Origin of the sequence: Nocardia mexicana NBRC 108244, from assembly GCF_001613165.1 — a bacterium.
GTDB classification, from domain to species: Bacteria; Actinomycetota; Actinomycetes; order Mycobacteriales; family Mycobacteriaceae; genus Nocardia; species Nocardia mexicana.
The window spans coordinates 84062-110505 of record NZ_BDBV01000056.1; the positions used below are offsets into that span (position 1 = coordinate 84062).

The 26444-nt window shown below is 69.6% G+C and carries 29 protein-coding genes and 1 tRNA gene; 16 read left to right on the plus strand and 14 right to left on the minus strand.

Going from position 1 to position 26444, the window contains the following annotated elements:
- Positions 1 to 35: 35 nt before the first annotated feature.
- Entirely contained in the window at positions 36 to 548 is a 513-nt protein-coding gene (locus NM1_RS23240; RefSeq protein ID WP_068023450.1) for a DUF1772 domain-containing protein, read from the plus strand.
- Between the two features lie 105 nt (positions 549 to 653).
- Complete coding sequence (locus NM1_RS23245) at positions 654 to 2207, plus strand: succinic semialdehyde dehydrogenase (RefSeq protein ID WP_068023454.1); 1554 nt, start codon at positions 654 to 656, stop codon at positions 2205 to 2207.
- Between the two features lie 54 nt (positions 2208 to 2261).
- Here NM1_RS23245 and NM1_RS23250 read toward each other — a convergent pair whose 3' ends face one another.
- On the minus strand, positions 2262 to 2870 hold the full coding sequence (locus NM1_RS23250) for a TetR/AcrR family transcriptional regulator (protein ID WP_068023457.1): 609 nt from the start codon (positions 2868 to 2870) through the stop codon (positions 2262 to 2264).
- A gap of 111 nt (positions 2871 to 2981) precedes the next feature.
- Between NM1_RS23250 and NM1_RS23255 the strand changes: the two genes are divergently transcribed.
- Entirely contained in the window at positions 2982 to 4187 is a 1206-nt protein-coding gene (locus NM1_RS23255; protein WP_211339401.1) for an FAD-dependent monooxygenase, read from the plus strand.
- 103 nt (positions 4188 to 4290) lie between these two features.
- Here NM1_RS23255 and NM1_RS23260 read toward each other — a convergent pair whose 3' ends face one another.
- Positions 4291 to 5280 carry a polysaccharide deacetylase family protein gene (locus NM1_RS23260; RefSeq protein ID WP_068023463.1) on the minus strand — a complete coding sequence of 330 codons (990 nt, stop codon included), beginning with the start codon at positions 5278 to 5280 and terminating at the stop codon, positions 4291 to 4293.
- A 155-nt stretch (positions 5281 to 5435) separates the two neighbouring features.
- Between NM1_RS23260 and NM1_RS23265 the strand changes: the two genes are divergently transcribed.
- Positions 5436 to 6995 carry a putative glycoside hydrolase gene (locus tag NM1_RS23265; protein ID WP_246011344.1) on the plus strand — a complete coding sequence of 520 codons (1560 nt, stop codon included), beginning with the start codon at positions 5436 to 5438 and terminating at the stop codon, positions 6993 to 6995.
- Here the strand turns inward: NM1_RS23265 and NM1_RS23270 are convergent.
- From NM1_RS23270 to NM1_RS23280, 3 genes are all read right to left on the minus strand, one after another.
- A complete protein-coding gene (locus tag NM1_RS23270; RefSeq protein WP_068023465.1) occupies positions 6962 to 7387 on the minus strand; it encodes a DUF779 domain-containing protein in 426 nt (141 codons plus the stop codon). The genes NM1_RS23265 and NM1_RS23270 overlap by 34 nt on opposite strands.
- On the minus strand, positions 7387 to 8907 hold the full coding sequence (gene exaC / locus NM1_RS23275; protein WP_281278069.1) for an acetaldehyde dehydrogenase ExaC: 1521 nt from the start codon (positions 8905 to 8907) through the stop codon (positions 7387 to 7389). Before exaC ends, NM1_RS23270 begins: the two co-directional genes overlap by 1 nt.
- A gap of 412 nt (positions 8908 to 9319) precedes the next feature.
- Complete coding sequence (locus tag NM1_RS23280) at positions 9320 to 10573, minus strand: sigma-54-dependent transcriptional regulator family protein (RefSeq protein WP_246011329.1); 1254 nt, start codon at positions 10571 to 10573, stop codon at positions 9320 to 9322.
- Between the two features lie 116 nt (positions 10574 to 10689).
- Between NM1_RS23280 and NM1_RS23285 the strand changes: the two genes are divergently transcribed.
- Positions 10690 to 11565, plus strand: coding sequence for an LLM class F420-dependent oxidoreductase (locus NM1_RS23285; RefSeq protein WP_068023471.1), 876 nt, complete (start codon positions 10690 to 10692; stop codon positions 11563 to 11565).
- A 6-nt stretch (positions 11566 to 11571) separates the two neighbouring features.
- Here the strand turns inward: NM1_RS23285 and NM1_RS23290 are convergent, their stop codons facing one another.
- Both NM1_RS23290 and NM1_RS23295 read right to left on the minus strand, forming a co-directional pair.
- On the minus strand, positions 11572 to 11892 hold the full coding sequence (locus NM1_RS23290; protein ID WP_068023474.1) for a hypothetical protein: 321 nt from the start codon (positions 11890 to 11892) through the stop codon (positions 11572 to 11574).
- A 115-nt stretch (positions 11893 to 12007) separates the two neighbouring features.
- Positions 12008 to 12631: a TetR/AcrR family transcriptional regulator gene (locus tag NM1_RS23295; RefSeq protein ID WP_068023477.1), complete on the minus strand. Its 624-nt coding sequence runs from the start codon at positions 12629 to 12631 to the stop codon at positions 12008 to 12010.
- A gap of 86 nt (positions 12632 to 12717) precedes the next feature.
- Between NM1_RS23295 and NM1_RS23300 the strand changes: the two genes are divergently transcribed.
- From NM1_RS23300 to NM1_RS23315, 4 genes are all read left to right on the plus strand, one after another.
- A complete protein-coding gene (locus NM1_RS23300; RefSeq protein WP_068023481.1) occupies positions 12718 to 13746 on the plus strand; it encodes an NAD-dependent epimerase/dehydratase family protein in 1029 nt (342 codons plus the stop codon).
- A gap of 14 nt (positions 13747 to 13760) precedes the next feature.
- Positions 13761 to 14051 carry a hypothetical protein gene (locus NM1_RS23305; RefSeq protein WP_068023484.1) on the plus strand — a complete coding sequence of 97 codons (291 nt, stop codon included), beginning with the start codon at positions 13761 to 13763 and terminating at the stop codon, positions 14049 to 14051.
- Positions 14052 to 14141: 90 nt separating this feature from the next.
- Positions 14142 to 15173, plus strand: a complete 1032-nt coding sequence (locus NM1_RS23310; protein ID WP_068023705.1) for an aldo/keto reductase — start codon at positions 14142 to 14144, stop codon at positions 15171 to 15173.
- A 346-nt stretch (positions 15174 to 15519) separates the two neighbouring features.
- Complete coding sequence (locus tag NM1_RS23315; RefSeq protein ID WP_068023707.1) at positions 15520 to 16260, plus strand: M50 family metallopeptidase; 741 nt, start codon at positions 15520 to 15522, stop codon at positions 16258 to 16260.
- 3 nt (positions 16261 to 16263) lie between these two features.
- Here NM1_RS23315 and NM1_RS23320 read toward each other — a convergent pair whose 3' ends face one another.
- Entirely contained in the window at positions 16264 to 17076 is an 813-nt protein-coding gene (locus tag NM1_RS23320) for a tetratricopeptide repeat protein (protein ID WP_068023487.1), read from the minus strand.
- Positions 17077 to 17350: 274 nt separating this feature from the next.
- Between NM1_RS23320 and NM1_RS23325 the strand changes: the two genes are divergently transcribed.
- On the plus strand, positions 17351 to 18892 hold the full coding sequence (locus NM1_RS23325; RefSeq protein ID WP_114699573.1) for an FAD-dependent oxidoreductase: 1542 nt from the start codon (positions 17351 to 17353) through the stop codon (positions 18890 to 18892).
- Positions 18893 to 18930: 38 nt separating this feature from the next.
- On the opposite strand, the gene NM1_RS23330 is transcribed toward NM1_RS23325, so the two are convergent.
- Complete coding sequence (locus tag NM1_RS23330) at positions 18931 to 19131, minus strand: hypothetical protein (protein ID WP_068023490.1); 201 nt, start codon at positions 19129 to 19131, stop codon at positions 18931 to 18933.
- Positions 19132 to 19353: 222 nt separating this feature from the next.
- Between NM1_RS23330 and NM1_RS23335 the strand changes: the two genes are divergently transcribed.
- Positions 19354 to 20190, plus strand: coding sequence for a class I SAM-dependent methyltransferase (locus NM1_RS23335; protein ID WP_068023493.1), 837 nt, complete (start codon positions 19354 to 19356; stop codon positions 20188 to 20190).
- A gap of 4 nt (positions 20191 to 20194) precedes the next feature.
- Here the strand turns inward: NM1_RS23335 and NM1_RS23340 are convergent, their stop codons facing one another.
- A complete protein-coding gene (locus NM1_RS23340) occupies positions 20195 to 21187 on the minus strand; it encodes an LLM class F420-dependent oxidoreductase (protein WP_068023496.1) in 993 nt (330 codons plus the stop codon).
- 289 nt (positions 21188 to 21476) lie between these two features.
- On the opposite strand from NM1_RS23340, the gene mihF reads away from it, so the two are divergent.
- The 5 genes from mihF to NM1_RS23360 all read left to right on the plus strand — a co-directional run bounded on the left by mihF (position 21477) and on the right by NM1_RS23360 (position 23413).
- Complete coding sequence (gene mihF / locus NM1_RS23345) at positions 21477 to 21791, plus strand: integration host factor, actinobacterial type (protein ID WP_068023498.1); 315 nt, start codon at positions 21477 to 21479, stop codon at positions 21789 to 21791.
- Between the two features lie 103 nt (positions 21792 to 21894).
- A tRNA-Leu gene (locus tag NM1_RS23350) sits at positions 21895 to 21980 on the plus strand.
- Between the two features lie 184 nt (positions 21981 to 22164).
- Positions 22165 to 22365, plus strand: a complete 201-nt coding sequence (locus NM1_RS23355) for a hypothetical protein (RefSeq protein ID WP_147288984.1) — start codon at positions 22165 to 22167, stop codon at positions 22363 to 22365.
- On the plus strand, positions 22362 to 22991 hold the full coding sequence (locus NM1_RS43575) for a hypothetical protein (RefSeq protein ID WP_211339403.1): 630 nt from the start codon (positions 22362 to 22364) through the stop codon (positions 22989 to 22991). Before NM1_RS23355 ends, NM1_RS43575 begins: the two co-directional genes overlap by 4 nt.
- A gap of 77 nt (positions 22992 to 23068) precedes the next feature.
- Positions 23069 to 23413: a VOC family protein gene (locus tag NM1_RS23360; protein WP_068023504.1), complete on the plus strand. Its 345-nt coding sequence runs from the start codon at positions 23069 to 23071 to the stop codon at positions 23411 to 23413.
- A gap of 39 nt (positions 23414 to 23452) precedes the next feature.
- Here the strand turns inward: NM1_RS23360 and NM1_RS23365 are convergent, their stop codons facing one another.
- The 4 genes from NM1_RS23365 to NM1_RS23380 form a co-directional block, all read right to left on the minus strand.
- Positions 23453 to 24316, minus strand: a complete 864-nt coding sequence (locus tag NM1_RS23365; RefSeq protein WP_068023506.1) for a universal stress protein — start codon at positions 24314 to 24316, stop codon at positions 23453 to 23455.
- Between the two features lie 7 nt (positions 24317 to 24323).
- Positions 24324 to 25406: a CBS domain-containing protein gene (locus tag NM1_RS23370; RefSeq protein ID WP_147288986.1), complete on the minus strand. Its 1083-nt coding sequence runs from the start codon at positions 25404 to 25406 to the stop codon at positions 24324 to 24326.
- 14 nt (positions 25407 to 25420) lie between these two features.
- Positions 25421 to 25903: an adenosine-specific kinase gene (locus NM1_RS23375; protein WP_068023712.1), complete on the minus strand. Its 483-nt coding sequence runs from the start codon at positions 25901 to 25903 to the stop codon at positions 25421 to 25423.
- A gap of 95 nt (positions 25904 to 25998) precedes the next feature.
- Entirely contained in the window at positions 25999 to 26382 is a 384-nt protein-coding gene (locus NM1_RS23380) for a hypothetical protein (protein ID WP_068023514.1), read from the minus strand.
- Between the last annotated feature and the right edge of the window lie 62 nt (positions 26383 to 26444).

A 26444-nucleotide genomic window follows, 5' to 3' on the forward strand; every position in this document is an offset into this window, starting at 1 on the left:
TGTGTGGACGAACTCGCGGTCATAACGTCGGATTTATGAGGTCGACGACAATTTCACTGGTGACCGGCGGCGCGTACGCAACGGCCGCCAGCCTCGTTTTCTCGATCACTGCCGCGGAGACGATCTTCTTGTATCCGAATATGTTTCGAGACGTACCGGAGTCGCTGGCGTTGTCCGACGAGTTCATGACCGTGGTGGATATCGGTGCCGTGATGCGCCCGATGGGTGGGGTGATGACACTGTGCGCGGTGATCGCGATCGTGGTCGCGCTGTGGACGCGGCACGCGCGGGGTTGGCTCGCCGCATCGCTGGTTTCCCTGGTCAGTGGTCAATTCCTGCTGTCGATCCTCTACCAGTGGCCGCGGGCGAGCATCCTGGGGGAACGAGACAGGCACACCGTCGAGGAGATCGACCGAGCGGTGACGGAATTCCTTGTCGGACACGGATTCCGGATCGCCGCATCGCTCGCGACGGCGGTTCTGGCGATAGTCGCGGTGTTCTCGATCTACCGTGCCCGGGTCCTCGCGGAGGCGCGAGCCGGTTCCTAGGCCGTGTCGGCGGGACTCGGGCCTCCGACCGGAGGCGGTTCACGCGGTACCGACAGCGCGGTAGATTGTGTGTACCGCGTGGTTACTGACAAGTAGGAGACGATGATGCCCGTGCCGGAAGCCGCCGTATTCGACCGTCTGCGGGGGTTCGCCGCCGTGGACAGCGCCGCCGATGGGGCGACGCGCACGATCACGGAGGTGTTCACCGGGCGCGCGCTCGGTGAGGTGCCGGTGGGCACCGCCGCGGACGTCGAGGCGGCGTTCGGCCGGGCGCGCACGGCACAGCAGCGGTGGGCCGCGCGATCGGCGAAGGATCGCGCCGCGGTGCTCGAACGCTACCGCGAGCTGGTGGTGGAGAACCGCGCCTACCTGATGGACATCATCCAGGCCGAGACCGGCAAGGCGCGGTGGGCGGCGCAGGAAGAGATCATGGGCCTGATGTTCGCGGCCCGGTACTTCGCGCGCATCGCTCCGAGCGCGCTCGCCCCGCAGTCCGTGCCCGGCGCGTTCCCGGTCCTGAACCGGGCGTCGGTGCGCACCCAGCCCAAGGGCGTGGTCGGCGTGATCGCGCCGTGGAACTATCCGATGCTGCTGTCGATCGGCGATTCGATCCCGGCGCTGCTGGCCGGTAACGCGGTGATCGTGAAGCCGGACAGTCAGACGCCGTACTCGTCGCTGGCCAATGTCGATCTGCTGCTGCAGGCCGGTCTGCCGCGCGATCTGCTGCAGGTGGTGACCGGTCCCGGCACCGTCGTGGGCACCGCCATCGTGGAGTCGTGCGACTACATGATGTTCACCGGCTCCTCGGCCACCGGCAGCACGCTGGCCCAGCAGTGCGGTAAGCGCCTCATCGGCTTCTCCGCCGAACTCGGTGGCAAGAACCCGATGATCGTCACCCGCGGCGCCGACCTGGACAAGGCCGCGAAGGCCGCGGTGCGGGCCTGCTTCTCCAATGCCGGTCAGCTCTGCATCTCGATCGAGCGGGTGTATGTGGAACGGTCCGTGGCCGAGGAATTCACCGACAAGTTCGTGGCCGCGGTCAAGGCCGCGAAACTCGGTGCGGCCTACGACTTCTCGGCCGATATCGGCTCGCTGATCTCCGAGGCGCAGCTCGAGACCGTCACCAAGCATGTCGCCGACGCCACCTCCAAGGGCGCGAAGGTGCTCGCCGGGGGTATCGCCCGCCCGGATATCGGCCCGCTGTACTTCGAGCCGACGGTGCTCGCCGACGTCACCGACGCGATGGAGTGCGGCCGCAACGAAACCTTCGGCCCGCTGGTGTCGATCTATCCGGTCGCCGACGTGGAGGAGGCGATCGTGCGGGCCAACGACACCGAGTACGGCCTGAACGCGAGCGTGTGGGCGGCGACCAAGGCCGACGGTGAGCGCATCGCGGAGCGCCTGCACGCCGGAACCGTCTGTGTCGACGAGGGCTACGCACCCGCGTGGGGCAGCACCGGCGCCCCGATGGGCGGCATGGGCATCTCGGGCGTCGGCCGCCGCCACGGCCCCGACGGGCTGCTGAAGTTCACCGAGCCGCAGACGGTCGTGGTGACCCGTTTCCTGAATCTCGATGCGCCGTGGGGCGTTCCGCAGGACAAGTGGCAGCCGTTCCTGATGAGCATCGCCCGAGCGATCCGGTTCCTGCCGGGCCGGTGACGGCGAGGCCGACAGCCGCGGCCCATCGGTAGTACGAATCCGCCCCGGCGCGAATCAACCGCGCCGGGGCGGCGTCTGTACCGGGTAGCCGTCGACCAGCGCGGTGATCGATCGCCGGATGCGTTCGGTCGTCTCGGATTCCGCGCGGTCGGTCAGCGCGCGATACTGCACGATGCCGACGAGCGCGGCGGCGAGTGCCTCGGGCCGCACGGTCCGGGGTAGCCGGTCTCGGAGCTGCTCGGCGGAAAGATATGCGGCGAAGGAACTTTCGAGCGCATCGAGCCCGGTGGAGTGCTCGCCGAGCACGTCCTGCACGCGGTCGACGAGTTCCGGTCGCGCGACGAGCAGCCGCGTCGATGCGATGACGGTGGCCAGGGGGATGGCGAGCACCGTGTCACACAGATTCCCGGCCACCTCGCCGGTTCCCGCACGCTCCGGCAGCGGTGCGCATTCGGCCGCGACGGCGAAGGCCCGGTCGACGGCGTAGGCGGCCAGGAAGGCGTCGAGATCGGTGAAGTGGGAGTAGAGCAGTCCCGTCGCCACCCCGGCCTCGCCCGTGACGGCACGGCCGCTCAGCTTGCCGGGCCCGTCGCGGACGATCACCCGTTCCAGGGCGGCGAACAGGTGCTGCCTGATCTCGGGAATCGCGACACCTCTGGGCACATCGGACAGTTTAGGCGCTCGCGTACCCCCGGCTTGCCCCGGGTATGAGCAAGTGCTCATACTCTATTTGAGCGTCTGCTCATACTTGGCTAGGCGAATTCGGGAGTGGTTGTGACTGGTCCGCAAGACATACGGCGACAGGGTGATTCGCGGGGGCGGCGGGCGGTGGTGTCGGGCGCCGGGATCGCCGGTCTGGCCACCGCGCTGCGCCTGCACCGATCGGGGTGGGAGGTGCTCGTGGTCGAGCGTGCCCCGGGGCGGCGCAGCGGCGGTTATCTGGTGAACCTCCTCGGTTACGGGTACGACGCCGCCGAACGCATGGGCGTGCTGCCCGCGCTCGCCGCCCGGGACATCGGGTTCTTCACCTCGGTCATCGTCGCGGCCGACGGTCGCGCCAGAATCACCGTTCCGGCCGAGGTGGCGCGGGCGGCGCTGGCGAAGCGGGCGCTGTCGCTGTTCCGCAGTGACATCGAAGCGGTGCTGTTCGAGGCGGTCCACGCGGCCGTCGAGATCCGCTTCGGGACCACCGTGCGGGCGATCGACCAGGCCGCCGACGGTGTCGAGATCACGTTGAGCGACGGCACCCGCGAGCACGCCGATCTGCTGGTCGGCGCCGACGGCCTGCACTCGGGAGTCCGGGAGATCGGCTTCGGTCCGAAGGCGGACCACCTGGTCGACCTGCGGCACATGGTGGGAGCGTTTCCGCTGTCCCGCGTGCCGGAGGCGGTACCCGACGGGTCGTCGACGACGTTCATCGGACTCGGCCGGACCGCGGCGGTGATCAATGTCGGGCCGGAGCGCTCCTCGGCCTTCTTCACCTACCGCACCGGCGATCCGGCGGGCGAACTGGCTCAGGGTTCGGCGGCGGCGCTGTCGGCGACCTTCGGGGATCTCGGCGGCAGTGTGCCCGACGCGCTCGAGCAGCTCCGAAACGATCCGGGCGCGGTCTATTTCGACTCCGTGAGTCAGATCGTGATGGATCGGTGGAGCAGCGGGCGGGTCGTGCTGCTCGGCGACGCGGCCTGGTGCGTCACGCCCTTCGCCGGGTACGGCGCGGCCCTCGCGCTGGCCGGGGCGGGACGGCTGGGCGATGCGCTGGACGAGCACGGCGACGACGTCCCCGCCGCCTTGACCGCATGGGAGTCAGGTCTGCGCCCCGAGATTCGCAAACGCCAGGCCCTGGCCCGCCGCGGCGCAAGCCAATTCGCCCCGCCCACCAGGGTGCACCTGTGGATGAACGACCTGATGCTGCGCGCCATGCAGCTTCCGGTGGCGCGAAAGATGGTGCAGCGCTCCGTCGAACGCGCGAACGCGTAGCCGAGTCCACGGCCGACCCGCTGTGCGAAATACGAGGGCTGCGGTGTCGGACGGCCGCAGCGCTCGGACGGCGGTGAAGAGGACTGCAGCACCCGGTGGCGCGTCAGAACGGGTGTGCGCGGGCGGACCACTTGGCCGGGAGATCGGCGGAGAGGTTGCGGGGGAAGGCGATTCGCTGTGGGTCGCCGTCGGAGGTGTACCGCTGGTCGGGGTGGGTGGCGAGGTGGTCGAGCCAGTAGGCCGAATCGAAGGGCACCTGTCCCTCGCCCGAGCGGATCCGGGGGACCGCCGCGGGATCGATGGATCCGTAGGGGGAGGGGGCCGGTTCGGATCCGACCAGCATGACCGCGTCGAACGAGTACGGCGTCCCCTCCCAGCTCCCCGCGACGGCCAAGGCGCGGTCGGCGGGGGAGACGCCCAGGGGCAGGGCCATGGTGCGGACGGGCGCGCCGGGAGCCGCCGCAGCGATGGTGCGGATATTGAGCGCGAGTTCGCGCTGGACTCCGGTGGCGTCCAGGTTCCCGAGGTTGGCGTGGCTCGCGGTGTGCGCGCCGATGTCGTAGCCGTGGGCGGCCAGCCACGGTAAGGCGCGGGGATCGTCGCCGAACAGGTCGTCGTTCACGTAGAAGGTGGCCACCGCCGGGAAGTCCGGGTGCCGGGCCGCGAAATCGGCGAGGATGCCGACCGCGCTGTCGGGGGCCGGTGTCCCGTCGGGGGCGAAGGACACCTGGCTGGCGGTCGAATCGTCGAAGGTCAGCACCACCGGATGGGTACCGGCCGGGATATCGATCTCGCCCGCAATGTATTTCGCCGCGGTCACCGGGCGGTAGCCCTCGCGGTACAGCCGCTCGAGTTCGTCGCGGAACTCGCCCGGCGTCTGGTCGTACTCGCCCGCGGGCGCGGGGCTCAGCTGGTGGTACATCAGGACCGGCACGAGGCCCAGTTCGTTGGCCCCGACGGCCGCCGGATCGGGGGCGGGCGCCGCGGGCGGGGGCGCGGGCTCGGTGACGGCGGCGGGTTGCTGGGTGGTGCCGCAGGCGGCCACGACCAGCAGTGCCAGTGCGGACAGGACGGTGCCACGGTTCCTCACCATCACGTCGATGTTACGTACCGCCAACGATTCTCGGTACAAACCGGAAAAGTCGGCACGAAATGCCTTGCCGGTATGGATATTAGGGAGACGTCTACCGAAAGCTGGTGTGTGCGTTGCTGAAGCGAGTCCCGACCCGAGGGCGCCCGCGGTTGATCGTGTTGTCGGTCGTGGTGGTCGCCGTGGTCCTGGTGTCCGGCGCGATGATCGGTTCGGCGGTCTCGGAGCCGTCGGGCCTGCCCCTGACCGGCCTGCCCGAGGGGCCGGTCGGGGTGGCAGCGGCAGGTTCGCTGGAGCTGTCGGTCGACGCCCGTGGCCACGATCCGGACGCGGTCCGGCTGACCCTGGACGGTAAGGAGGTGTCCAGGGAGGTCTCCGGGGAGACCGTGCGATACCGGCCCGGCGGCCTGTCCGACGGCGAGCACACCTTCATCGCCGAGATCCCCGCCGGTGGGCTGCTGGGGTGGATGCGCACGGGTCCCGGGGTGAGCAAGACGTTCACCGTCGACACCCGGCCGCCGGATCTCGAGGTGGCGCAGCCGGATACGGTGCCCTCCTATCGCCAGCCGGTCACCGTGCGCGGCAAGGCGGCCGGGGCCGAGCGGGTCACGGTCGGAACATCCTCGGTGACACCCGATTCCGACGGCGGGTTCGAGGTCACGCTGCCGCGGGCGCCGGTGGGCGCGTCGGTCGTCGCGGTGGACGACGCGGGCAACGCGACCACGCGGCCGATCGACACCCGGGTCACGATGCCCCGCACCAAGTCCGTGCACGTCACCGCCTACGGCTGGGCCGACGAAGGCCTGCGCGAGGGCATCCTCGCCATGGCACGCGAGGGCCGCATCAATTCGGTCGAACTCGATATCAAGGACGAGGACGGTGTGGTCGGTTACGCCTCCGAGGTGCCGCTGGCCCGGGAGTCCGGCGCCGCAGCGGGCATCTACGACGCCCGCGCCGCCCTGAAGACGCTGCACGACATGGGTTTACGCGTGGACGGCCGGATCGTGGCCTTCCGGGATCCGACGCTGGCGGGCTGGGCGTGGGGCGGCGGCCGCCAGGACTGGGTGATCCAGAGTCCGGGCGGCGGGCCCTATTCCAGCGGGTACGGCGCCATCGCGTTCACCAACTTCGCCAATCCCGAGGTGCGCCGGTACAACATCGATCTGGCGGCGGAGGCGGCGAGACTCGGCTTCGACGGGGTGATGTACGACTACGTCCGCCGCCCCGACGGCCCGCTGGAGGGTATGCATTTCGCCGGGATCACCGAGTCGCCGAGCGCCTCCATCGCCGGATTCCTGCGCGAGAGCCGCGATCCCGTGCGCGACGCGGGCGCGAGCCTGGGCGCCGCGGTGTTCGGCATCGCGGTGAACCGGCCGGAACAGATCGCGCAGGACATCCGGCTGATCGCTCCGCACGTGGATTACGTTGCGCCGATGGTGTATCCGTCGCACTGGGGCGCCGGGGAGTACGGGGTGGCCGATCCGAACTCGCAACCGTTCGACATCGTGCAGCGGTCGCTGCAGGACTTCCGCGCGCTGACGCAGGGCACCGGCGCCGCCGTGATCCCGTGGCTGCAAGACTTCAGCCTGGGGGTGAACTACGGCGACAACGAGGTCCGGGCGCAGATCGACGCGGCGGCGCACACGGGGATCGACAGCTTCTTCCTGTGGAACCCGTCGGTGCGCTACCACCCGGGGGCGATGCCCCCCGGGGCCTGATCCGCGCCGGTGATGAGCGGATTCGACTCCAGCGCTGCGACTTCCGCGTCCGACAGCAGCCGGGAACGGATCAGGAAGCGCACCCCGTCGGGCGCCTCCAGGGAGAACCCGCTGCCCCGGCCCGGCACCACGTCCACGGTCAGGTGGGTGTGGCGCCAGTAGTCGAACTGATCGCTGCTCATCCAGAACGGGGTGCCGTCCGGCAGGTGGCCGAGCAGCACGTCGGCGGCGCCCACCCGGAACTCGTTGCGCGGGTAGCACATCGGGGAGCTGCCGTCGCAGCAACCGCCCGACTGATGGAACATCACCGGACCGTGCTGCCCGGTCAGCTCGCCGAGCAGCACGGCCGCGGCATCGGTGATGCCGATCCGGGAAACCTGGCCGGCTTCCATCAGAAGAACCCCAGTTTCTGCGGTGAGTAGCTCACCAGAAGATTCTTGGTGTGCTGGTAGTGGTCGAGCATCATCCTGTGGTTCTCGCGGCCGATGCCGGACTTCTTGTAGCCACCGAAGGCGGCGTGCGCCGGGTAGGCGTGGAAGCAGTTGGTCCACACCCGTCCCGCCTTGATGGCACGGCCCATCCGGTAGGCGGTGTTCATATCTCGCGTCCACACGCCGGCGCCGAGGCCGTAGAGCGTGTTGTTGGCGAGGGTGATCGCCTCGTCCACGGTCTCGTACCTGGTCACCGCCACCACCGGGCCGAAGATCTCCTCCTGGAAGATGCGCATGTCGTTGCGCCCCTCGAAGATCGTGGGCTCGATGTAGTAGCCGCCGGGGAATCCGTCGACCTTGCGCATCTCACCCCCGGTGAGCACCCGCGCGCCCTCCTTGCGGCCGATATCGATGTAGGACAGGATCTTCTCGTACTGATCGTTGCTGGCCTGGGCGCCGATCATGGTGCTGTCGTCGAGCGGGTTGCCGCCCTTGATATTTCGCGTGCGCTCGATGCAGCGGGACAGGAATTCGTCGTAGATCGAGCTGTGGATCAGCGCGCGCGACGGACAGGTGCACACCTCGCCCTGGTTGAGGGCGAACATGACGAACCCCTCCACCGCCTTGTCGAGGAAATCGTCGTCGGCGGCGGTGACATCGGGCAGGAAGATGTTGGGGCTCTTACCACCCAGCTCCAGGGTGACCGGGATGATGTTCTCGCTGGCGTACTGCATGATCAGTCGCCCGGTGGTGGTCTCGCCGGTGAAGGCCACCTTCGCCACCCGCGGGCTGGACGCCAGCGGCTTACCCGCCTCGACCCCGAATCCGTTGACCACGTTGACCACACCCGGCGGCAGCAGGTCGGCGATCAGCTCGATCACCAGCAGCAGCGACGCCGGGGTCTGCTCGGCCGGTTTGATGACCGCGCAGTTGCCCGCCGCCAGCGCGGGAGCAAGTTTCCAGGCCGCCATGAGGATCGGGAAGTTCCACGGGATGATCTGGCCGACGACGCCGAGCGGCTCGTGGAAATGGTAGGCGACCGTATCGGCGTCGAGTTCGGAGATGCCGCCCTCCTGGGCCCGGATCACACCCGCGAAGTACCGGAAATGGTCGACGGCCAAAGGAATGTCGGCGGCCAGGGATTCACGGACCGGCTTTCCGTTCTCCCAGGTCTCCGCGACGGCCAGGCGCTCCAGGTTCTCCTCGATCCGATCGGCGATCTTGTTGAGCAGGTTGGCGCGCTGGGTGACCGAGGTGGCGCCCCAGGTTTCGGCCGCGGCATGGGCGGCCTCGAGGGCGCTGTCGATATCGGCGGCCGTGGAACGGGCCACCTCGCAGAAGGTTTCGCCGTCGACGGGGGAGGGGTTCTCGAAATAGCGTCCCTCGACGGGCGCCTTCCAGTCGCCGCCGATGAAATTCTCGTAGCGCCGGGCGAATTGGACGACGCTGCCTTCGGTGCCGGGCTTGGCGTAGATCATGATGCTCGCTTCCTGTTCTACCGGCGGCGTGCGTGGGACATGCGGTGGCACAGTCATTCCGCGGCCCCGGCACGCACGCCGCGTCTGATGTCGGTGGCACGGGCGATGCGTGCGCGGCGACGCGGGCTGCCGCCTCCCGGCCCGGTGCGCGTGCCGCATTTCGCTGCACGAGCAGGCCCTTCGCGCCGAGCGGCCGCCGCCCGCAGCGACGCCGTCCGTCCCGCCGACCGATCCGTGGTGACGGCGACACTATGAACCGCGGCGGTTGGCGAGAGGTTGGCGGATCGGCACGGCCGACGGTGGCCGATCGACGAGCCGGGGCGCGGATCGGCCGCAGCGCTGTGCGAGCCGGGCGCGGTTATCGGCAATCACTGCGTGGGATCGGCGGAGGTCCGACGTCGACCGCGTCGGCGGATCAACTGCGACGCGCGGCATGCAGGCGGGCGGTGACCAGGGCGCGGTGTGGGTCGTCGGGCGAGAGCAGTCGCAGGGCATGCTCGTGGATCTGTGCGTCGTCCGGGCAGCGGGCCCCGAGTTCGACAGCGTGGGCGGGTGATTCGCTGTTGAGCACCGCTGTGCGCAGGCTCACCGTCAGATACTCGCGCCACTGGGCTATGCCGGGGGTGTCCGACCCCGGCAGCAGTGGCCCTCGGTACAGCCGCAGCGCGGCGGGCAGGTCACCCGCGGTGATCGCCGCGAGCAGGTCCACCGCATCGCAGGAGATCGGGCGCGCCAACATGTACCGGCGGCTGGTGATGTCGCCGCCGGTGGCGTTGCGCAGATGCGACACGTCGGCCTTGAGCGTGGATGCCGACACCGGCCGGTCGCCGTACACCGCCGCGTGCAGCTGCTGCGGCGTGTAGCCCTCGGGTTCGAGCGCGAGCAGCGCCAGGATCTCGATCTGCCTGGGCCGCAACCGGACCGGGCGGCCCGCCCGGGTCAGGCTCGCGCCGCCGAGGCACCGCAGCCGGATCTCGCACCGCTCGAGTTCGTCGGCGAGCTGCCGCGGCAGCCGCGATTCGATCGCCGACACCAGCGCCCGCACCGTCGACATCGCCAGCGGGTGCGAGCGGTCCCAGGTGGTGGACAGGTCCAGGACGCCGAGGCGCCGCCCGTCGGGGGTGTGGATCGGCGCGCAATAGCAGACCCAGCCGTGCAGGGCGGCCACCAGATGTTCGGCGGAGAAGACGACGCTGGGCTCGCCGGTGCGCAGGGCCAGCGATAAGGCGTTGGTGCCCATATGGGTTTCGTCCCAGCGGCCGCCGGGCGCGAAGTTGACCTCCTCGGCACGGCGGCGCATGACCCGGCCGCCGCACGACCACAGAATGGTGCCGTGCTCGTCGGTGACGGCGGCGACGAATCCGGAATCGTCTGCGATGCTGCGCAATTCGCCGGACAGTTCGACCACGGGCGCGTGCAGCGGTGACTCGGTCCAGCGCGACCCGATCTCGGCGTCGTCGGCCGGTGCGGCGAGACAGGCGGGGTCGACGGTGGGCAGCGAGCGCCGCCATGATTGCACCACCTCGCTGCGCAGCACGGTCTGCCCGGCCGGCACCGCATGCGCGGGTGCCCAGCGGGCCCATTCCTGTTCCAGGTCGGCGCGCCGCTGGGTCAGGGTGCGAATCTCGGGCATCGCCACGTCCTCCGGGAAGTCCCTGCGCACTCTCATGATTGCGCACCGCGCGGCGCCGCGGGCCGGAATCTCGCGGCCCGAATGCGCCATCTCGTGATCGCTCTGCGCGAACGCGGGCCCGCCCGCCCGGGTCCGGCTGGTAGACAGGAGCGATGAGCGCTCCCTTCCGGTTCGGTGTCAACATGATCACCAGCGGCTCCCGCGCGGAGTGGACCGAAAAGTGCCGCAGGGCAGAGGATCTCGGCTACGACGTGATCGGCATCGCCGACCATCTGGGCGTGCCCGCGCCGTTCCCGTCGATGCTGGTGGCCGCGGACGCCACCGAGCGGGTGCGGCTGAACACCTTCGTGCTCAACACCCCGTTCTACAATCCCGTGCTGCTGGCTCGCGATGTCGCCACCGTGGACCTGCTCAGCGGGGGACGGGTCGAGCTCGGCCTCGGCGCCGGATATGTGAAGGCGGAATTCGAGGCCGCCGGGATGCCGTTCCCCGGCCCGCGCCGCCGGGTCGAGCAGGTCGCGGAGGCGGCGTCGACGCTGCGGCGGCTCTACGCAGATCCCGAATATCAGCCGCGCCCCGCGCAGGCGGGCGGTCCGTCGCTGTTGATCGCGGGCTGGGGCGATCGCCTGCTGCGGGTGGCGGCCGAGCACGCGGACGTCGTCGCACTCACCGGCGGCACCGCCGCCGACAGCGGGCACATCACCGTCGCCGGTCCGGAGGCGACCGCACAGCGGGTGGAATATGTGCGCGGCCTGCTCGGCGACCGCGCCGACCAGGTGGAGTTCAACCTCCTCCTGCAGGGAGTCGCGAGTGCGGCCGAGCGCCCGGAGATCCTCGAGCGCTTCGCGACCCACCTGCCGGACGGTGCGGCCGACAATCTGGAGGACATCCCGGTCGTGCTGCTCGGCTCGCCGGGACAGATGGCCGACCAGCTGCGCGAGCGTCGCAAGCGCTACGGCATCAGCTACTTCACCGTGCTCGAGCCGAACCTGGAGAAGTTCGCTCCGGTGATCGAGCAGCTGCGCTGACGTCCGTCACTTGTTGAAGAAGATCCCCGCCACGTCGGCGTTCTTGATCGGTGTCTCGCCGTTGCGCTGATTACCGCACAGGAACTCCACGGCGGACATCGTCAGGTCGACCTGGGTGCCGGGCGGCTCGTTCTCGCTGCCGCTCTGCTGCTTGACGAATTTGGTGATCGTCACGCGCTTGGTGTCCTGGTCCTGCTTGACGTAGTCGCTGCACTTGGTGTCCCCGCCCTTGTTGATGGCGCGCTCGACATCGCTGCAGCCGGCGAGAAGCGCTGTGGCGACGGCCAATCCGGCGATACCTGCGGCGGGCCATCGCGGCGATTTCATCCGAGTTCTCCTCGAGTGTCGTGCCGGAGCTGTCCGGCGGTACGGGGCGTTCGGGAGTCAGCCTAGAGGGTCGGGCGAGCCCGCTGCCACCAGGCGTGAGAGCAATAGTCGCTGTTCAGGGCGCCGACGGGGCGATGAGTCCGGTGAACATCCGGGTGATCCGCTCGGAGAGGGCCGCCGCGTCGGTATCCATCTTGGCGGCGCGCTTGGTGAGCTGGCCGTCGACGGTGAGCGCCGCGAGTCCGTGCGCCACGGCCCAGATCGCCATGGCCACGGTGTCGGACTCGGCGGCGGGCAGCACGCCCGCCCGGGTGACCTCGGCGATCGTGTCGGTCAGCACCGCGAACGCCGCGTCCCCGGCCGCCATCGTGCCCGGATGCTTCTCCGGCTGGGAGAGTTCGGGGCGGAACATCAACCGGAAGTAGGCGGGTTGCTCCCGCGCGAACCGGATATAGGTGTCGGCGATGGCGGTGAGCCGGTCGCGGGGCGTGGCGGCGGCGCCGACGGCCGAGACCAATTGCGCGCGCAGCAGTTCGAAACCCTGCGTGGACAGCGCCGACAGCAGGGCGGCGCGATCGGCGAAGTGGTGGTAGGGCGCGCCCGGGCTCACGCCGGCCTCGCGCGCCACGCGCCGGAGGCTGATCGCGGGCAGTCCCTCCGCTTCGATCAGCCGCAGGGAGGTGCGCAGTAGTTCCTCGCGTAGCGCGCCGTGGTGGTAGCGATCCTTCGTCGACGGCATGGGGGTGAGCGTACGGGTTGACATCGGGCACCCAGCAATCTATACAGTGATTATATTCTAAACACTGATTAGATCGGAGTCGGGTCATGTCGGATCGCGTTCTGGTGACCGGAGTTTCGGGATATCTCGGCGGGCATATCGCCGCCGACCTGCTCGCGCACGGCTATCGGGTGCGCGGCACCGTGCGGTCGGTCACCGCCGAGCTCGCCGCGCAGCTACCGGACGTCGAACTCGTGACCGCCGATCTCACCGACGATGCGGGCTGGGCGGACGCGGCGGCCGATTGCCGGTATGTCGTCCACGCCGCCTCACCGTTCCCGGCGGTCGAGCCGGACGACGAGAACGAACTGGTCCGGCCCGCCGTGGACGGCACGCTCCGGGTGCTGCGGGCGGCCGCCGCGGCGGAGGTCGAGCGGGTGGTGCTGACCTCCTCGGTCGCGGCCGTGCGGATCGGGCATCGCGATCGCGTGTGCACCGAGGCGGACTGGTCGGATCCGCAGGCGTGCAACGCCTACGAGAAGAGCAAGACCCTCGCCGAGCGCGCGGCCTGGGACGTCGCTCGCGAGCGGAATATCGAGCTGGTGACGATCAACCCCGGCATGATCCTGGGCCCCGTGCAGCGGGCGGCGGTGGGCACCTCGGTGGGGGCGCTGCGGATCCTGCTGGCGCGGGAGATGCCCGCCGTGCCGCCGATCGGTTTCGCCACCGTCGATGTGCGCGACGCCGCCGTCGCGCACCGGCTGGGGCTCGAAGTCCCGGAGGCGGCGGGCAACCGCTATATCGTTGCGGGCGAGTCTGTTTCGATGACGGATATGGCGCGCATCCTGGCGACCCGGTACCGGGTGCCGACACGCACCATGCCTGCCCTGGTGCTGCGGTTGGCGGCCCGGTTCGATGCGACGGCGCGGCTGGCGGCGAGCCGGCTCGGGAAGCGCGAGGAGGTCAGCGCCGACAAGGCGCGCCGCGAGCTGGGCTGGACCATGCGCCCGATCGAACAGACCCTGCTCGATACGGCCGAGAGCCTGGTCCGGCTCGGTGTGGTGGACGATCCCGGGCGGCCCGGGGCGCGTCGCCGCGCCGGCGGCCTGCGCACGCAATCGGCATCGGCCGCCTGAGCGGGGGAGCGGCCATGCTGATCGCCACCATCGTCGTCGCCGTGACCGCAATGCTCCGCCGACGCTTCGGCAAGGGCCGGGGCGCATCGCGAAACGAGAACCGGCATACCGGTTTACGAGTTTCCGCATGGGCCGCGGTCATCCGCGGTGCCGCCGATTCGGCCCGCCGGGCGATGGTTGCGCGTATCGGGTCCGGCCGTTCGGTCCTGGTTCCCGGCATCATCGCGGGCGTCGCCGCCGTGACACTGCTGTCCGCTGCTGTCGTGATGGTTCCGTGCTGGTGCGGCGGCGCGGGCAGCGCGTGAGACGGAACAGAACAGCACCCGCACCGGCTTCGCTGTGGGCGATCGCGCAACTGTGGCCGGGGCCGGGTGCGCCGGATAATGTCGGTGTCCATGGAGTTCAGCACGCTCGGTAACACCGGTCTCATCGTTTCCCGAATGGCGTTCGGGGCCATGACCTTCACCGCGGGCAACCGCGATATGCAAGCCATCTCGAAGGTCGGCGCGGAATTGGCCGGTGAGCTGGTGGGGCGGGCGCTGGAGGCGGGGATCAATTTCTTCGACACCGCCGACGGGTACGCGGGCGGAGAGTCGGAAACCCTGCTCGGGCAGGCTCTGCGCGCGCACCGCGACGACGTGGTCATCGCGACCAAGGTGGGGTTCCGGTCCGGCGAGCCGCTCACGCGGTCCGGCTTGTCGCGGCGGCACATCCTGTGGTCGGTCGATCAGAGCCTGCGGCGGCTGGATAGCGACTGGGTCGACGTGTACATCGCGCACCGGGAGGACCCCTTCACGCCGCTCGAGGAGACGCTGGCCGCGCTCGACGAGGTGGTCCGCTCGGGGAAGGCCCGCTATCTCGGTTTCTCCAACTGGTCCGCGTGGAAAGTGGCGGCGGCCCTGGAGATCCAGCGCGCGAACGGCTTCGCGCCGTTCACCCACGGGCAGATGAACTATTCGCTGGTCGGTCGCGACGTGGAACGCGATGTGATCCCGATGATGAGCCGCTACGGGCTGGGCATGACGATCTGGAGCCCGCTGGCCAGTGGCTTCCTGTCCGGCAAGTACACCCGGGAGACGCTGACCGACCCCGACAACCGCCTGTCCGGATTCGACCTGCTGCCCATCGACAAGGAGCGCGGCTTCGCGCTGATCGAACGCATGCGGATCATCGCCGACAAGCACAGCGCCAGCGTCGCCCAGATCGCCCTCGCGTGGCTGCTGGCCCAGCCCGCGGTGACCAGCGTGCTGCTCGGCGCCACCAAACTGCATCAGCTCGAGGACAATCTGGGCGCGCTGGACGTCCGCCTGAGCCCCGACGAACTCTCCGAGCTGAACGAGGGCATGCCCCCGTCCCCGGTCTACCCCAACTGGTTCATCGAGAATCTCCAGGACCAGCCCACCACCGAGGCGCTCACCCGCCGCTGACCCGCTTCGGGTCCTACGCCGGATCGCTGCCGGAACCGCAAGATCGCAGGTGGTGCGAGGTCGCCGAGGCCGCACATCGCTGCGACATCTCACGGTGGCCGCCGTCGGTTCACGTGCCACTCCCGGTTCGGCGTCGGTCGACCGCTGGCAGCCCCGGGTGCAGGCCCTGCCGACGTCCGGACCGCGATGGCAGCGCCTGCAAACCTGCACTGCGCGCCGGAACGCCTCGGGTCGCCTGCGGCGCATCGGGATTCCCGCACACTCTTCGTGCTCCCGCACCGTTCGCATGCCTTGCGGGAAGAGGTACGGGGTGCGCGAGGGGGTGGGGCGCCGCTACTCTGCGGCGGTGGATTTGTCGGAGTGGACCAGTTCGGTGTCGTCGTTCAGCGATCGGTTGAGCCTGGTGTCGGAACACCCGCCGCTGTGGGTGGTCGTCGCGACCGGGGCGGCGGCGCTGGTGCTGGTGCTGTATCCGCCGGTGTGGCGGGTGCTGCGGACCGTGGTGACCATCGCGCACGAGGTCGGGCACGCGGTGGTGGCCGTGGTCACCGGGCGGACGCTGAGCGGGATCCGGCTGCACTCGGACACCTCGGGTGTCACGGTGTCGCGCGGAAAGCCCTACGGGCTGGGCATGATTCTCACGACGCTGGCCGGATATCCGGCGCCGTCGGCGGTGGGCCTGGGATGCGCGGCGCTGCTGGGAGCCGGTCGGCTGACCCTCATGCTGTGGCTGGGGGTCGCCGCGCTCCTGGTGCTGCTGCTGTTCATCCGCAATCTGTTCGGATTCCTGGCGGTGGTCGTCACCGGCGCCGTCACACTGGGCGTCTCGTGGTACGGAACGGTCGTGTGGCAGGGCATCTTCGGCTACGCGGTGGCCTGGTTCCTGCTGTTCGGCGGGATGCGCGCGGTGGTGGAACTGCAGCGGGTCCGGGTGCGGGGCGACGGCTCCGACGCCGATCAGCTCGCGCACCTGACGCGACTGCCGTCGCTGCTGTGGGTGCTGGTGTTCGGCGCCGCGGCGCTGGCGGCGCTCATCGGGGGCGGCAGCCTGCTGCTCGGACCGCTGCCCGCGATCAGCGGCGCCTGATCCTCACGGCTCGTACAAACCGTTCGCGCAGGCGCGCCACACCCGCGCCTCGCTCGCACTGCCCTGGCGGTCCAGCACCTCCGCCAGTCCGGCCATGGCCCGCACGTCGCCGTGGTCGGCGGCCGCGCGCCACCAGCGCTCGGCCTCGGTGAACTCGCCCCGCCGGAACCGCACCACGCCCAGGTCGTACGCGGCGCCCGCGTGGCCGAACCCGGCGGCCTGCGACCACAGCGCACACGCCTGATCCACATCGCCGCGCCCGTGCATCGCGACGCCGAGTTCGTAGAGCGCGCCGCGATAGCGGCTCTGGTCGGTCGGCGCGGCGACGGCGGCCACCTCGACGACCATATTCGTGAAATCCACGGGCCCGACCCCGGCACTGCAGTGCAGCAGCGGATTTCCGGTCACGGCACGGTCGATGACGATGCCGTAGTTGCCGGTCCACGATTCGACCACGCCCGCGGCATCCATCCACACGGGGGTGAGGGTGAACGACGCATCCGGTCCGGCGGCGCACACCTCCAGCGCGACCCCGCCGGTCATCGCGTCGGTCCACACGTCGACACCGCGTAGTCGGCGGCCCCGCAGCGCCACGTGGCCGCCCAGCACCGACAGCCCGACTCCGAGCCCCAGCAAACCGGCCGGGGGAGCGGACGCGTGCAGCGTGAGCGTGACGACGCTCGGGTCCGTCCCGAGCGGTTCGGAATACAGGGGATGGACCGCCGTCCCGCCGACGTCGACCGGTTCGGCGCCGTTGTACCGCTCGGCGAGTGCGGGCGCCTGGTCGTACGCGCCGTACGGGGACGACCCGGTCATCGTGTCCGCCTTTCGCCGGAACCGCTCGGGTGGATTCGGGCATACCGTAATACCGGCTGCCGGGAAAATTCGATGAACCGTCGGGAGTCTGCCAGAAAATTCCAGCGGCAAACAACACGGACGAAATGCGTCCGACCGGTTTGCGTCGTATGCGAACTCGCAGCGAATGCCGGTGTGCACGTTGATCTGTGCGGGAACATAACCCGCGGCGGATGGTCGCTCGCGCAAGACCGGCGCAAGGCCGATGCAATCGGCGACCGACACCCTGGGCGCCATGACCGAGACATTCGATGTGGTGGTGGCCGGGGCCGGGCCGGTGGGACTGATGCTGGCGTGCGAGCTGCGACTGGCAGGCGTGGACGTGCTGGTCGTGGAGCGACTGCCCGAGATGGATCAGACGGTGAAGGCGGGCGCCGTCAATGTTCCGACCGCCGAGGCGTTCTACCGCCGCGGAATGCTGACGCAGCTGACGGAACGGCACGCGGCCAGGATCGCGCAATTCGGCGCCTTCCGCGCCCGGACCGGACAGGCGGAGCCCGGGGGACAGGCGAAGACCGGGCGCATGGTCGTCGGCCATTTCGCGGGCATCTGGCTCGACTCCGCCGCGATCGACCTCGACGATCCGGCCTTCGCCGAGCTGGGTCCGGTGGACGAGGCCTGGTTCGTCTCGCAGCAGGACGTGGAGACCATCCTGGGTGATCGTGCGGCCGAACTCGGCGTCGAGGTACGCCGCGGCGCGGAGCTGACCGGATTCACCGACGACGGCGACTGCGTCACGATCTGGTTGGGCGACACCGTGGTTCGCGCCGGGTGGCTGGTCGGCTGCGACGGCGGCCGCAGCCTCGTCCGGAAGCTGGCGGGATTCGACTTTCCCGGCGTCGATCCGCTGATCACCGGTCATCAGGCGATCGTGGAGATGACCGGCGCGGAGGACCTGCGCCCCGGATGGAACGCCACCGACACCGGCATCTACACCTACGGCCCGATGCCCGGCCGCTTCCTGACCGTCGAGGTCGACGGCCCGCCCGCCGACCGCGACGCCCCGATCACCGCGGCGGAACTGCAGGCCAGCCTGCGCGCGGTATCGGGCGTACCGGTGGAGATCTCGGCCGTGCGGTCGGCGACCCGGTTCACCGACAACACCCGCCAGGTCACCGACTATCGGCGCGGCCGGGTGCTGCTGGCAGGCGATGCCGCCCACGTGCATTCGCCGTTCGGCGGCCAGGGCCTGAATCTGGGCGTGGGCGATGCGGTGAACCTCGGCTGGAAGCTGGCGGCCGTGGTGGCCGGTTGGGCGCCGCCCGGGCTGCTCGATACCTATACCGCCGAACGTCATCCGATCGGGGAGTGGGTATTGGAATGGACCCGGGCGCAGGTGGCGGTGATGCGTCCGGATCCGCGCAGCCGTGCGATGCGGGCGGTCCTCGCCGAACTGCTGGCGACAGGGGACGGTGCCACAGCGGTGTACAAGAAGATCTCCGGCGTGCTGCACCGCTACGATCTCGGCGGCGGCCACGACCTCGTCGGCGCGGCCGCCCCGGATATCGAGCTGTCCGACGGCACCCGGCTGGGTGAGCACTGCGCCGACGGCCGCGCCGTGCTGCTGGACCTCGCCGATTCCCCGGAACTGCGTGCGACGGCGGCGCCGTGGGCGGGGCGGGTTCGGGTGGTTACCGCGAAACCCGTTCGGCCGCGCGACCTTTCCGCGCTGCTGGTGCGCCCCGACGGCTATGTCGCCTGGGCGTCGGACACCGGGACCGACGGGCTCCACCACGCCTTGTCGTCATGGTTCGGCACGGCTCCGGCATCCAGCTAGCGCCACGCCGCGCGCGCAAAATCTCCTCCAGAATCCCGCTAATCCTCGCTGCCGGCGCGATCGCCGATGTAGCGCAGCAGGGCCGGATCGCCGGATACGAGCCGGTCGACCTCGGTCCCGCCCGCGCAGTCGTAGAGTCCCACGACGATCCGGCCAGCGTGCCTGCCGAGTACTCGCCAGACCGCACCGGAGTCGGCCCAGCGCTGCAGCACCGCGACGGCGTCGAACTGCTCGGCCATGCTCCGGTCCCCTTCGATACAGCGGTACTCGCCATTGTCGCCGCCCTGTCCGACACGGATACGCCCGGGGCGTCGCGTTGCCGCCCGGCCGGAGGCGTCCGTCGACGTGGCCGCACGCTCGGCGGGAGGAGTCCGTCGACGTAGCCGCACGACCGGCGCGGTGCATGACGATCGGTCGTCCCCCCGACCGGTCCGGCGGGGTGGATCGGCACAATCGATGGCGTGACCGGATTCGCGCTGTCGCCCGCTCGCCGCGACGAACTCGCCGCCCTGCTCGACGACGCACCGCGCTTGGAGACCGAATACCCCGGTGTCGCCGACTATCTCGCCTTGTCGCCGCGACTGTCCGGCACCGGCGACGAGGACTCCGACAGCGCGTTCGACCTGCGCATGCTGCACTACCTGACCGGCGGCGCCAGCGACAACCCGTACTGGGACATCGTCGCGCCGAGCGTGCACACCGCGCCGCCGGATCGCCACGGCCGCCGGGAAGTCAACGGCGGCAACGACTCCGGCAGCACGCGCCTGCGGTACGCGCAGACCGTCCTGCAGGCCGTGTACACCTACGCGATCCCGTCCCCGCGGACCCTGGACTGGGTGGCACGGGTGAGCGCTGGGCGCCGCGTCCTGGATATCGGTGCGGGACGCGGATATTGGGCACACCAGCTGGACCGGATCGGCGTACCCGTGCTGGCCTACGACTCCGAACCGCCACAGCGCCAACGGAACATGTGCTTCCCGGCCACGCCGGGCCAGCCGGTCACGTGGTATCCCGTCGGCGATCTCGACGACCTCGACGCGGCGCCGTGGCCGGGCAGCGTGCTGCTGCTGTGCTGGCCGCCGGGATGGGGGGACGCCATGGCGTCGCAGGTGCTGACCCGATTCCGCCGGGCCGGCGGCGAGCAGCTGATCTACATCGGTGAGCCGCCGGGCGGGAAGACCGGCGACGACGCCTTCTTCGACCTGCTCGGCACCGGCTGGCGGATCGCCGATACCGACCCCGACTTCGTCTCCTGGTGGAATCTGAACGACAGCGCCCAGCACTGGGTGGTGCGCTGACGGGTCAGCGCAGCGCCGGAATCACCTCGCGCTCGAACAGCTCGATACCCGAGGTGTCGTATGCCGCCTCGGGGAAATTGAATATGGCGTAACCCAGCCCGAGATCGCGCATCCGGCCCAGGTTCTCGACGATCTGCTCCGGGGTTCCGACGGCGGCCGTGCCCCGGAACAGGTCGCGCACCTGGGTCTCGGCCTGTGCGGCGCCGGTGAACGGGGCCAGGCGCGCCGTCAGCGCCGCCAGCCGGTCCTCCACCTCGGACTCGGTCCGGCCGACGGCCACGTTGAAGTTCGACGAGCGCACGATCGCGTCGAAGTCGGTGCCGACGTCGGCGCAGTGCCCGCGCAGGATCTCCGACTTGTGCGCGAAGCCCTCCGGATCGCCGCTGAAGTTGGTGTAGGCGGCATACTTCGCGGCGATCCGCAGCGTCTTCTTCTCGCCGCCCCCGGCGATCCACAGCGGAATTCCGCCCTCCTGCAGCGGAAGTGGACGCACGAGTGCGCCGTCGACCTGATAGTGCTTGCCCGCCAGGGTGGCCGACCCGGTGGTCCACGCCTGCCGGAAGATCTGCACGCCCTCGTCCAGGCGGCCGAGGCGCTCACCGGCGGACGGGAATCCGTATCCGTAGGCGCGCCACTCGTGCTCGTACCAGCCGCCGCCGATGCCCATCTCGACCCGGCCGCCGGAGATGAGATCCACCGTCGCCGCCACCTTGGCCAGATAGGCCGGGTTTCGGTAGCTCATCGCGGTACACATCTGCCCCAGCCGAATCCGCTCGGTCACCGCGCCGAACGCCGACATCAGGCTCCAGGCCTCGTGGGTGGCCTCCTCGGTCGGCACCGGCACCGTGTGGAAGTGGTCGTACACCCACAGCGACTCCCACGCATCTCCCGCATCGACGCGCCGCGCCAGGTCCCGCATCACCCCCCACTGCGCCGCGGGATCGATTCCGACCAGGTCCAGCCGCCAGCCCTGCGGGATGAAGATGCCGAAGCGCACGAGAGGTCTCCTTCGCGTGTGTGACCGGCCGCGACGGAACTCGCCGCGGCGCCGTCGTCCACTGTCGCGACTCGGCGGCGCGGCGGCAACCGTTACGCGCTCGGCGCGTCGATTCGGCAGCGAGCAGCGCTCTCAACACCGGCAAATCACCCGCATCCGCAGCCGTCGGTGCCCTCGCCACCCACGGAAACCCCGATTTTCCTCGCGGTGTGTCGTGCCACCACCCGGGCTTCGGTGATGTTCAATCGGTGCCGTTGAGGTTCCAGCGAACGAGCGAAAGGTAGTAGACATGGCACTCCCCACCATGACCGCCGAGCAACGGAACGCCGCGCTCGCCAAAGCGGCCGCGGTCCGCAAGGCCCGCTCGGAGCTGATCGAAGAGGTCCGCAAGGGCAAGGTCTCGCTGGCCAAGGTGCTCGAGCGCGCCGACAAGGAAGACCTGGTCAAGAAGACCAAGGTCGCCGCCGTCATCAAGGCGCTGCCCGGCATCGGCCCCGTCAAGGCCGCCAAGCTGATGGACGAGGCGGAGATCCCCGCCGATCGCCGCATCGGCGGCCTGGGTTCGCGCCAGCGGTCCGCTCTGCTCGAGGCCATCAAGAACTAGGCCCCGCGGCGGCGCTCAGCATCCGTACCAGCGACGGGACCAGCACCAACCGTTGTAATTTGGACCTCGCGGACGGATCCGATAACCTTGCTGAGCACCACCGGTCCGGGTGGCGGAATGGCAGACGCGCTAGCTTGAGGTGCTAGTGTCCTATTAATGGACGTGGGGGTTCAAGTCCCCCTCCGGACACCGTTTTCCTTACCCTGGTAAGGATTCTGGTGGCGCGTGTCAAAGCGCGCTTGAACACACTCCCGGCGACCCGCCTGCCAGCGGGTTTGCCGCATCCTCCCAGGTCGGCTTCCTCCCGCGATACAGCTCCGCGGCTCCACCCGTGTACGCGCGGCCGGAGCCCCGTGGCGGGCGGCTGGAGGCGATGCCGCAGACTCCCGAGAACCGGGTCCACATCGTCTACGGCTCAGCGCTTCTCACTCTTGCCGGGCGGGTGGCCGACAGCTCGATCCTGAAGGCCCTCGGCTGGCGGATCGGTATGCCGATCGACATCCAGGCCGCGCTTCCCGGTGTCGTGACTATGACGATGGTCTCCGAGGCCAAGCACGCGGATCGACGGGGGTGAGCAGTCGTGACCATCCGGCCGAGTTGCTCGAGATCCGGCCGGTCGCGCCCACTTTCGCCGAATACCTTCCCAAGGTCCGCGCCCGGGTCGCTCAGGGGACCCTGGGCGTCTACGACACTCGTTGGAAACGGATCGAACGCGACTGGGGCACAAGGCGTCTGGACGAGCCGACCGTCGGTGGCGTCACGGACATGCGCGACGCCGCCCGGCGTCACGCCAAACGTGACCGCAATTCCCGTGATGGCCGCGGTGCGGCGGAGGCGATGGTCTCCGCCTTGCGATGTATGTACAAGCATGCGGAGAACGACGGGGTGGAATTGCCGTGGGTGGAAAAACAGCAGATCAGCATCCACTGGATCCGGCATACGACGCTCACCTGGGTCGAGCGAAAATTCAGTTTCGCGGTCGCCCGCGCCTACGCAGGTCACGTAGAGCCGGATAGTCGCACTGGTCGGACTCACCTCCGAAATCACGTGGCTCCTGCGGGTGCACCATGGTTTTGGTTGGATCGATTCATCCTGTGGGCTTGGTCAACTATTCCTCCACCGAGGTTCCGACTTATATCTCTGGTGGTTGCGGACGGTATCGAGACTGTTGCCGATGACACGGGGAGCGGCGGTCGATGACGTTCGGCCCTGCCGATGGGCGGGCGAGCACCGCATCGTGTGGAGGCGGGGAATTATCGGCACGGAGAGGCGGGACCATGAGTCATCCGGTTGTGCATTGGGAAGTAGGCGGGCCGGACGCGGCGGCACTGCGCGATTTCTACGGCAAGGCTTTCGGCTGGACCATGAGCGCGGCCGGGCCGGGCTACACGCTTGTGGAGGGGGTCGGTGAGGGACTCGGCGGCGGCATCATGCAGACCGGCCAGGACATGCCTCCGTATGTGACGGTATACGTGCGGACGACCGACCTGGAAGGCACGCTCGCCGAGATCGAGGAACTCGGCGGCAGCATAGTGGTGCCGCCGACCGCAATCGGTGACACCATGTCGTTCGCGCTGTTCTCCGATCCGGGTGGCGCGGTCATGGGCCTTCTGCAGGGATAGTGTGGGGCGCTGGTTTCGGTATCGGTTCTCCTTCGGCGGTCACTGCCGTTCGGGGCACACCAGCACCGGGCACGGTGTGCGGTGCAGTAGATCACGGCTCGTCGATCCCAGCAGCACGGCCGCGGCGCTGCGGCGGGCCCGGCTGCCGACGACCAGCAGTTGGGCGTCGGTGGCAGCGGTGGTGAGTACCGGGACGGCGGCGCCGGGCAGCACCGACTCCGACACCGCGACGTCGGGGTATTTCTCCCGCATGCCTGCCAGCGATTCCGACAGGACGGCACCTTCCTGTGCCTCGCCGCCGCCCCGCAGCAGGTCGATGCCGGGCGCTCGCACATGGATCGCTCGCAGCGGTGCGTCGAATGCAGCGGCCAGTTCGAAGGCGTGCGCGATCGCGGGCTCGCTCAGCGTCGTGCCGTCCACGGCCACCACGATCGGGTGATCACGGGGAATCGGATGCCCGGCGGCGCCGCGCCACACGACCACCGGGCAGTGCGCTCGGGTGACGACATGAATCGTTGTGCGCCCCAAGAGATTCGACCCCGGGGCGGTGTGCAGCCCGACTACGAGGAACCGAGCGCGCCGACTGCGATCGATCAGCGCCGCGTCGGCCGGGCCGGGGCAGAGGTCGGTCAGTACCCGCAGGTGGTCGGCGCACGTGTGGACGACGCCGACTGCCTGGTCGATTATCGTCTGGGCGGACTCGGGCCAGTCGGGGCTTCCCAGCTGGTTCGCCCGGGATTTCTCATCGTCGAATCGGTTCTCGGATATCGGCTCGGCGTGCGTGATCGATAGTGGCGCGCGCAGGCTGTGCGCGAGGTAGGCGGCCCAGCGCACGGCGTTCAGGGCCGACGTGGACCCGTCCGCACCGACGACGACCGCCTGGCGATCGGCCCGGACACTCATGGCTCCCTCATTCCGGTTCAGCGGGGGTCGACCGGTTCTGGTTCGTGCTGCCCGCCAGAAACCGGCCCACGGTCCGTGACGGCAGGCGCCGGGCGAGATCGGCCTCGGTGATGATGCCGATCGGCCGCGTTCCGGACGTGACCGGCAGGCGGCGAATGCCGTGCGCGCGCATGACGGCGAGCACATCGGCGAGGTTGCTGTCATCGGCGTCGATCGTCCGCAGCGTGCCGGAGACGATCGAGCCGATCGCCGTGCGCGCCGGATCCGAGCCGACGGCAGCGCACCGCACCACCAGATCGCGGTCGGTGACGATGCCCGCCACACCACCGGACGCGTTTTCGACCAGAAGTGCGCCGATGTCGAGAGCGCGCATCCGGTAGGCCGCCTCGGCGACGGTGTCACCGACCGTGACGCCGTGCACACCGTGGTGCATGATGCCGCGCGCGGTATCGGGCACCACCGCGTTGCGTACCTCGACCACGCCGTCCACCGCGGACACGACGGCGGTGATGCGGTCGATGATCTCCGGCCGGGGCACGACTCCGCGCACCGTCACCACCCCGTCGTGGACATCGGCGGTGACCTGCGAGGGCGGCAGGAACAGCGTGTTGCCCAGCGCCTCGCGCCGGACCCGGGCGGCGAGTTCGAAATCCGGACCGAGATAGACCGACAACAGGTCGGCGCGGCTCACGATGCCCGCCAGCGCGCCGTCCGGGTCGACGACGGCGGCCCGCTTGACATGCCGGCGGGCCAGCATCGCCGCCGCGGCGGGAATCGGGGTATCGGCGGTGACAGTCACCGCCGGTGCGGTCATCAGCTGTCCCGCTGTCCGGGCATCCCACCGGCGGGCGAAGGCCCTGCGCCACAACCGTTCCCGCATCGAACCGGTCAGCAGAAATCCCTGCCCGGCCTGTCGCCGCAGCAGGTCGGCCTCGCTGACCATCCCGGCCACCCGCCGCTGGCGGTCGAGCACCGGCACCGCGGACACCCGGTGGTCGGCGAGGGCGCGCGCGATCTCCCGGAACGGGGTGTCGGTGTCGACGCTGACCACGTTCCAGGTCATGACATCGCCGACGGTCTCGTGTCCCACCGAGTCCTCCGCAGTCACAGCTTGTAGCCGATATCGCGGAGCAGCCGTTTGCGGCCGTCCTCATCGGTGGCCGATTCCACGCCGAGTGGTGAGGGTCCGTCGACGACTCCCACTATTCCACGGCCCAATTCTGTCTCCGCGACCAGAACCTCGACCGGATTCGCTGTGGCGCAATAGATTCCACACACCTCCGGGACGTGACGTATCGCGTTGAGCACGTTTACCGGGTAGCCCTCGCGCAGGAATACGACGAAGGAATGTCCGGCGCCGAGGGATACCGCGTTCTTCGTGGCAAGGTCGACCAGATCGGGGTCGTTGCCGCAGCGGCGCACCAGCCGCGGCCCGGAGGCCTCGCAGAAGGCGAGGCCGAACCGCAGATGGGGACCGGTCCCGGCCAGCGCCTCGTGCAGGTCCTCGACGGTCTTGATGAAATGTGCCTGCCCGAGGATCACGTTCAGATCGTCCGGCTTGTCGAGCCGCACCACCGTCAGTTCCATCGGCACATCGTGCACCGCGACCGGATGCCACCGGCAGGGCCGCAGGTCCGCAACACACCAGGATCTTCGTCCCCGGTGAAATCGGTGGTGGGGATTCAGGCGAGGGGGACGGTGCGCCGCTGGGTGTCGATGGCCTGCTGCAGTTCGGGGCGGGACAGCTCGTGGTTGCCGCATTCACAGGCGGCGGGTAGCGGTTCGGTGGTCAGCAGTTCGGCGTCGAGGAAGTCGACGTGGCGGGTGCCGTGGTGGTGGGCGTGGTGCGGTTCGTCGACGAAGTCTCGGTGTCCGTGGGCGTGCGGTCCGATGGTGGATTCGTAGACGGGACCCGCGATGGTGTCGAATACGGTGGCGACATGGTGGTTTCGCCCGCAGCGCACACGCAGCAGGATGTGGCTGTTCCGGCGTTGGCCGAGGTCGTCGAGGGCGCGCTGAGCGGCACGGCGGCGCCAGGTGGGGTCGAGTCCGGCTGTGCTTGTCATCCGGTTCTCCCGGGAGTTGAGCGGGTAACGGGCACAGTCGATTCCATCGGTGCCGTCACGCC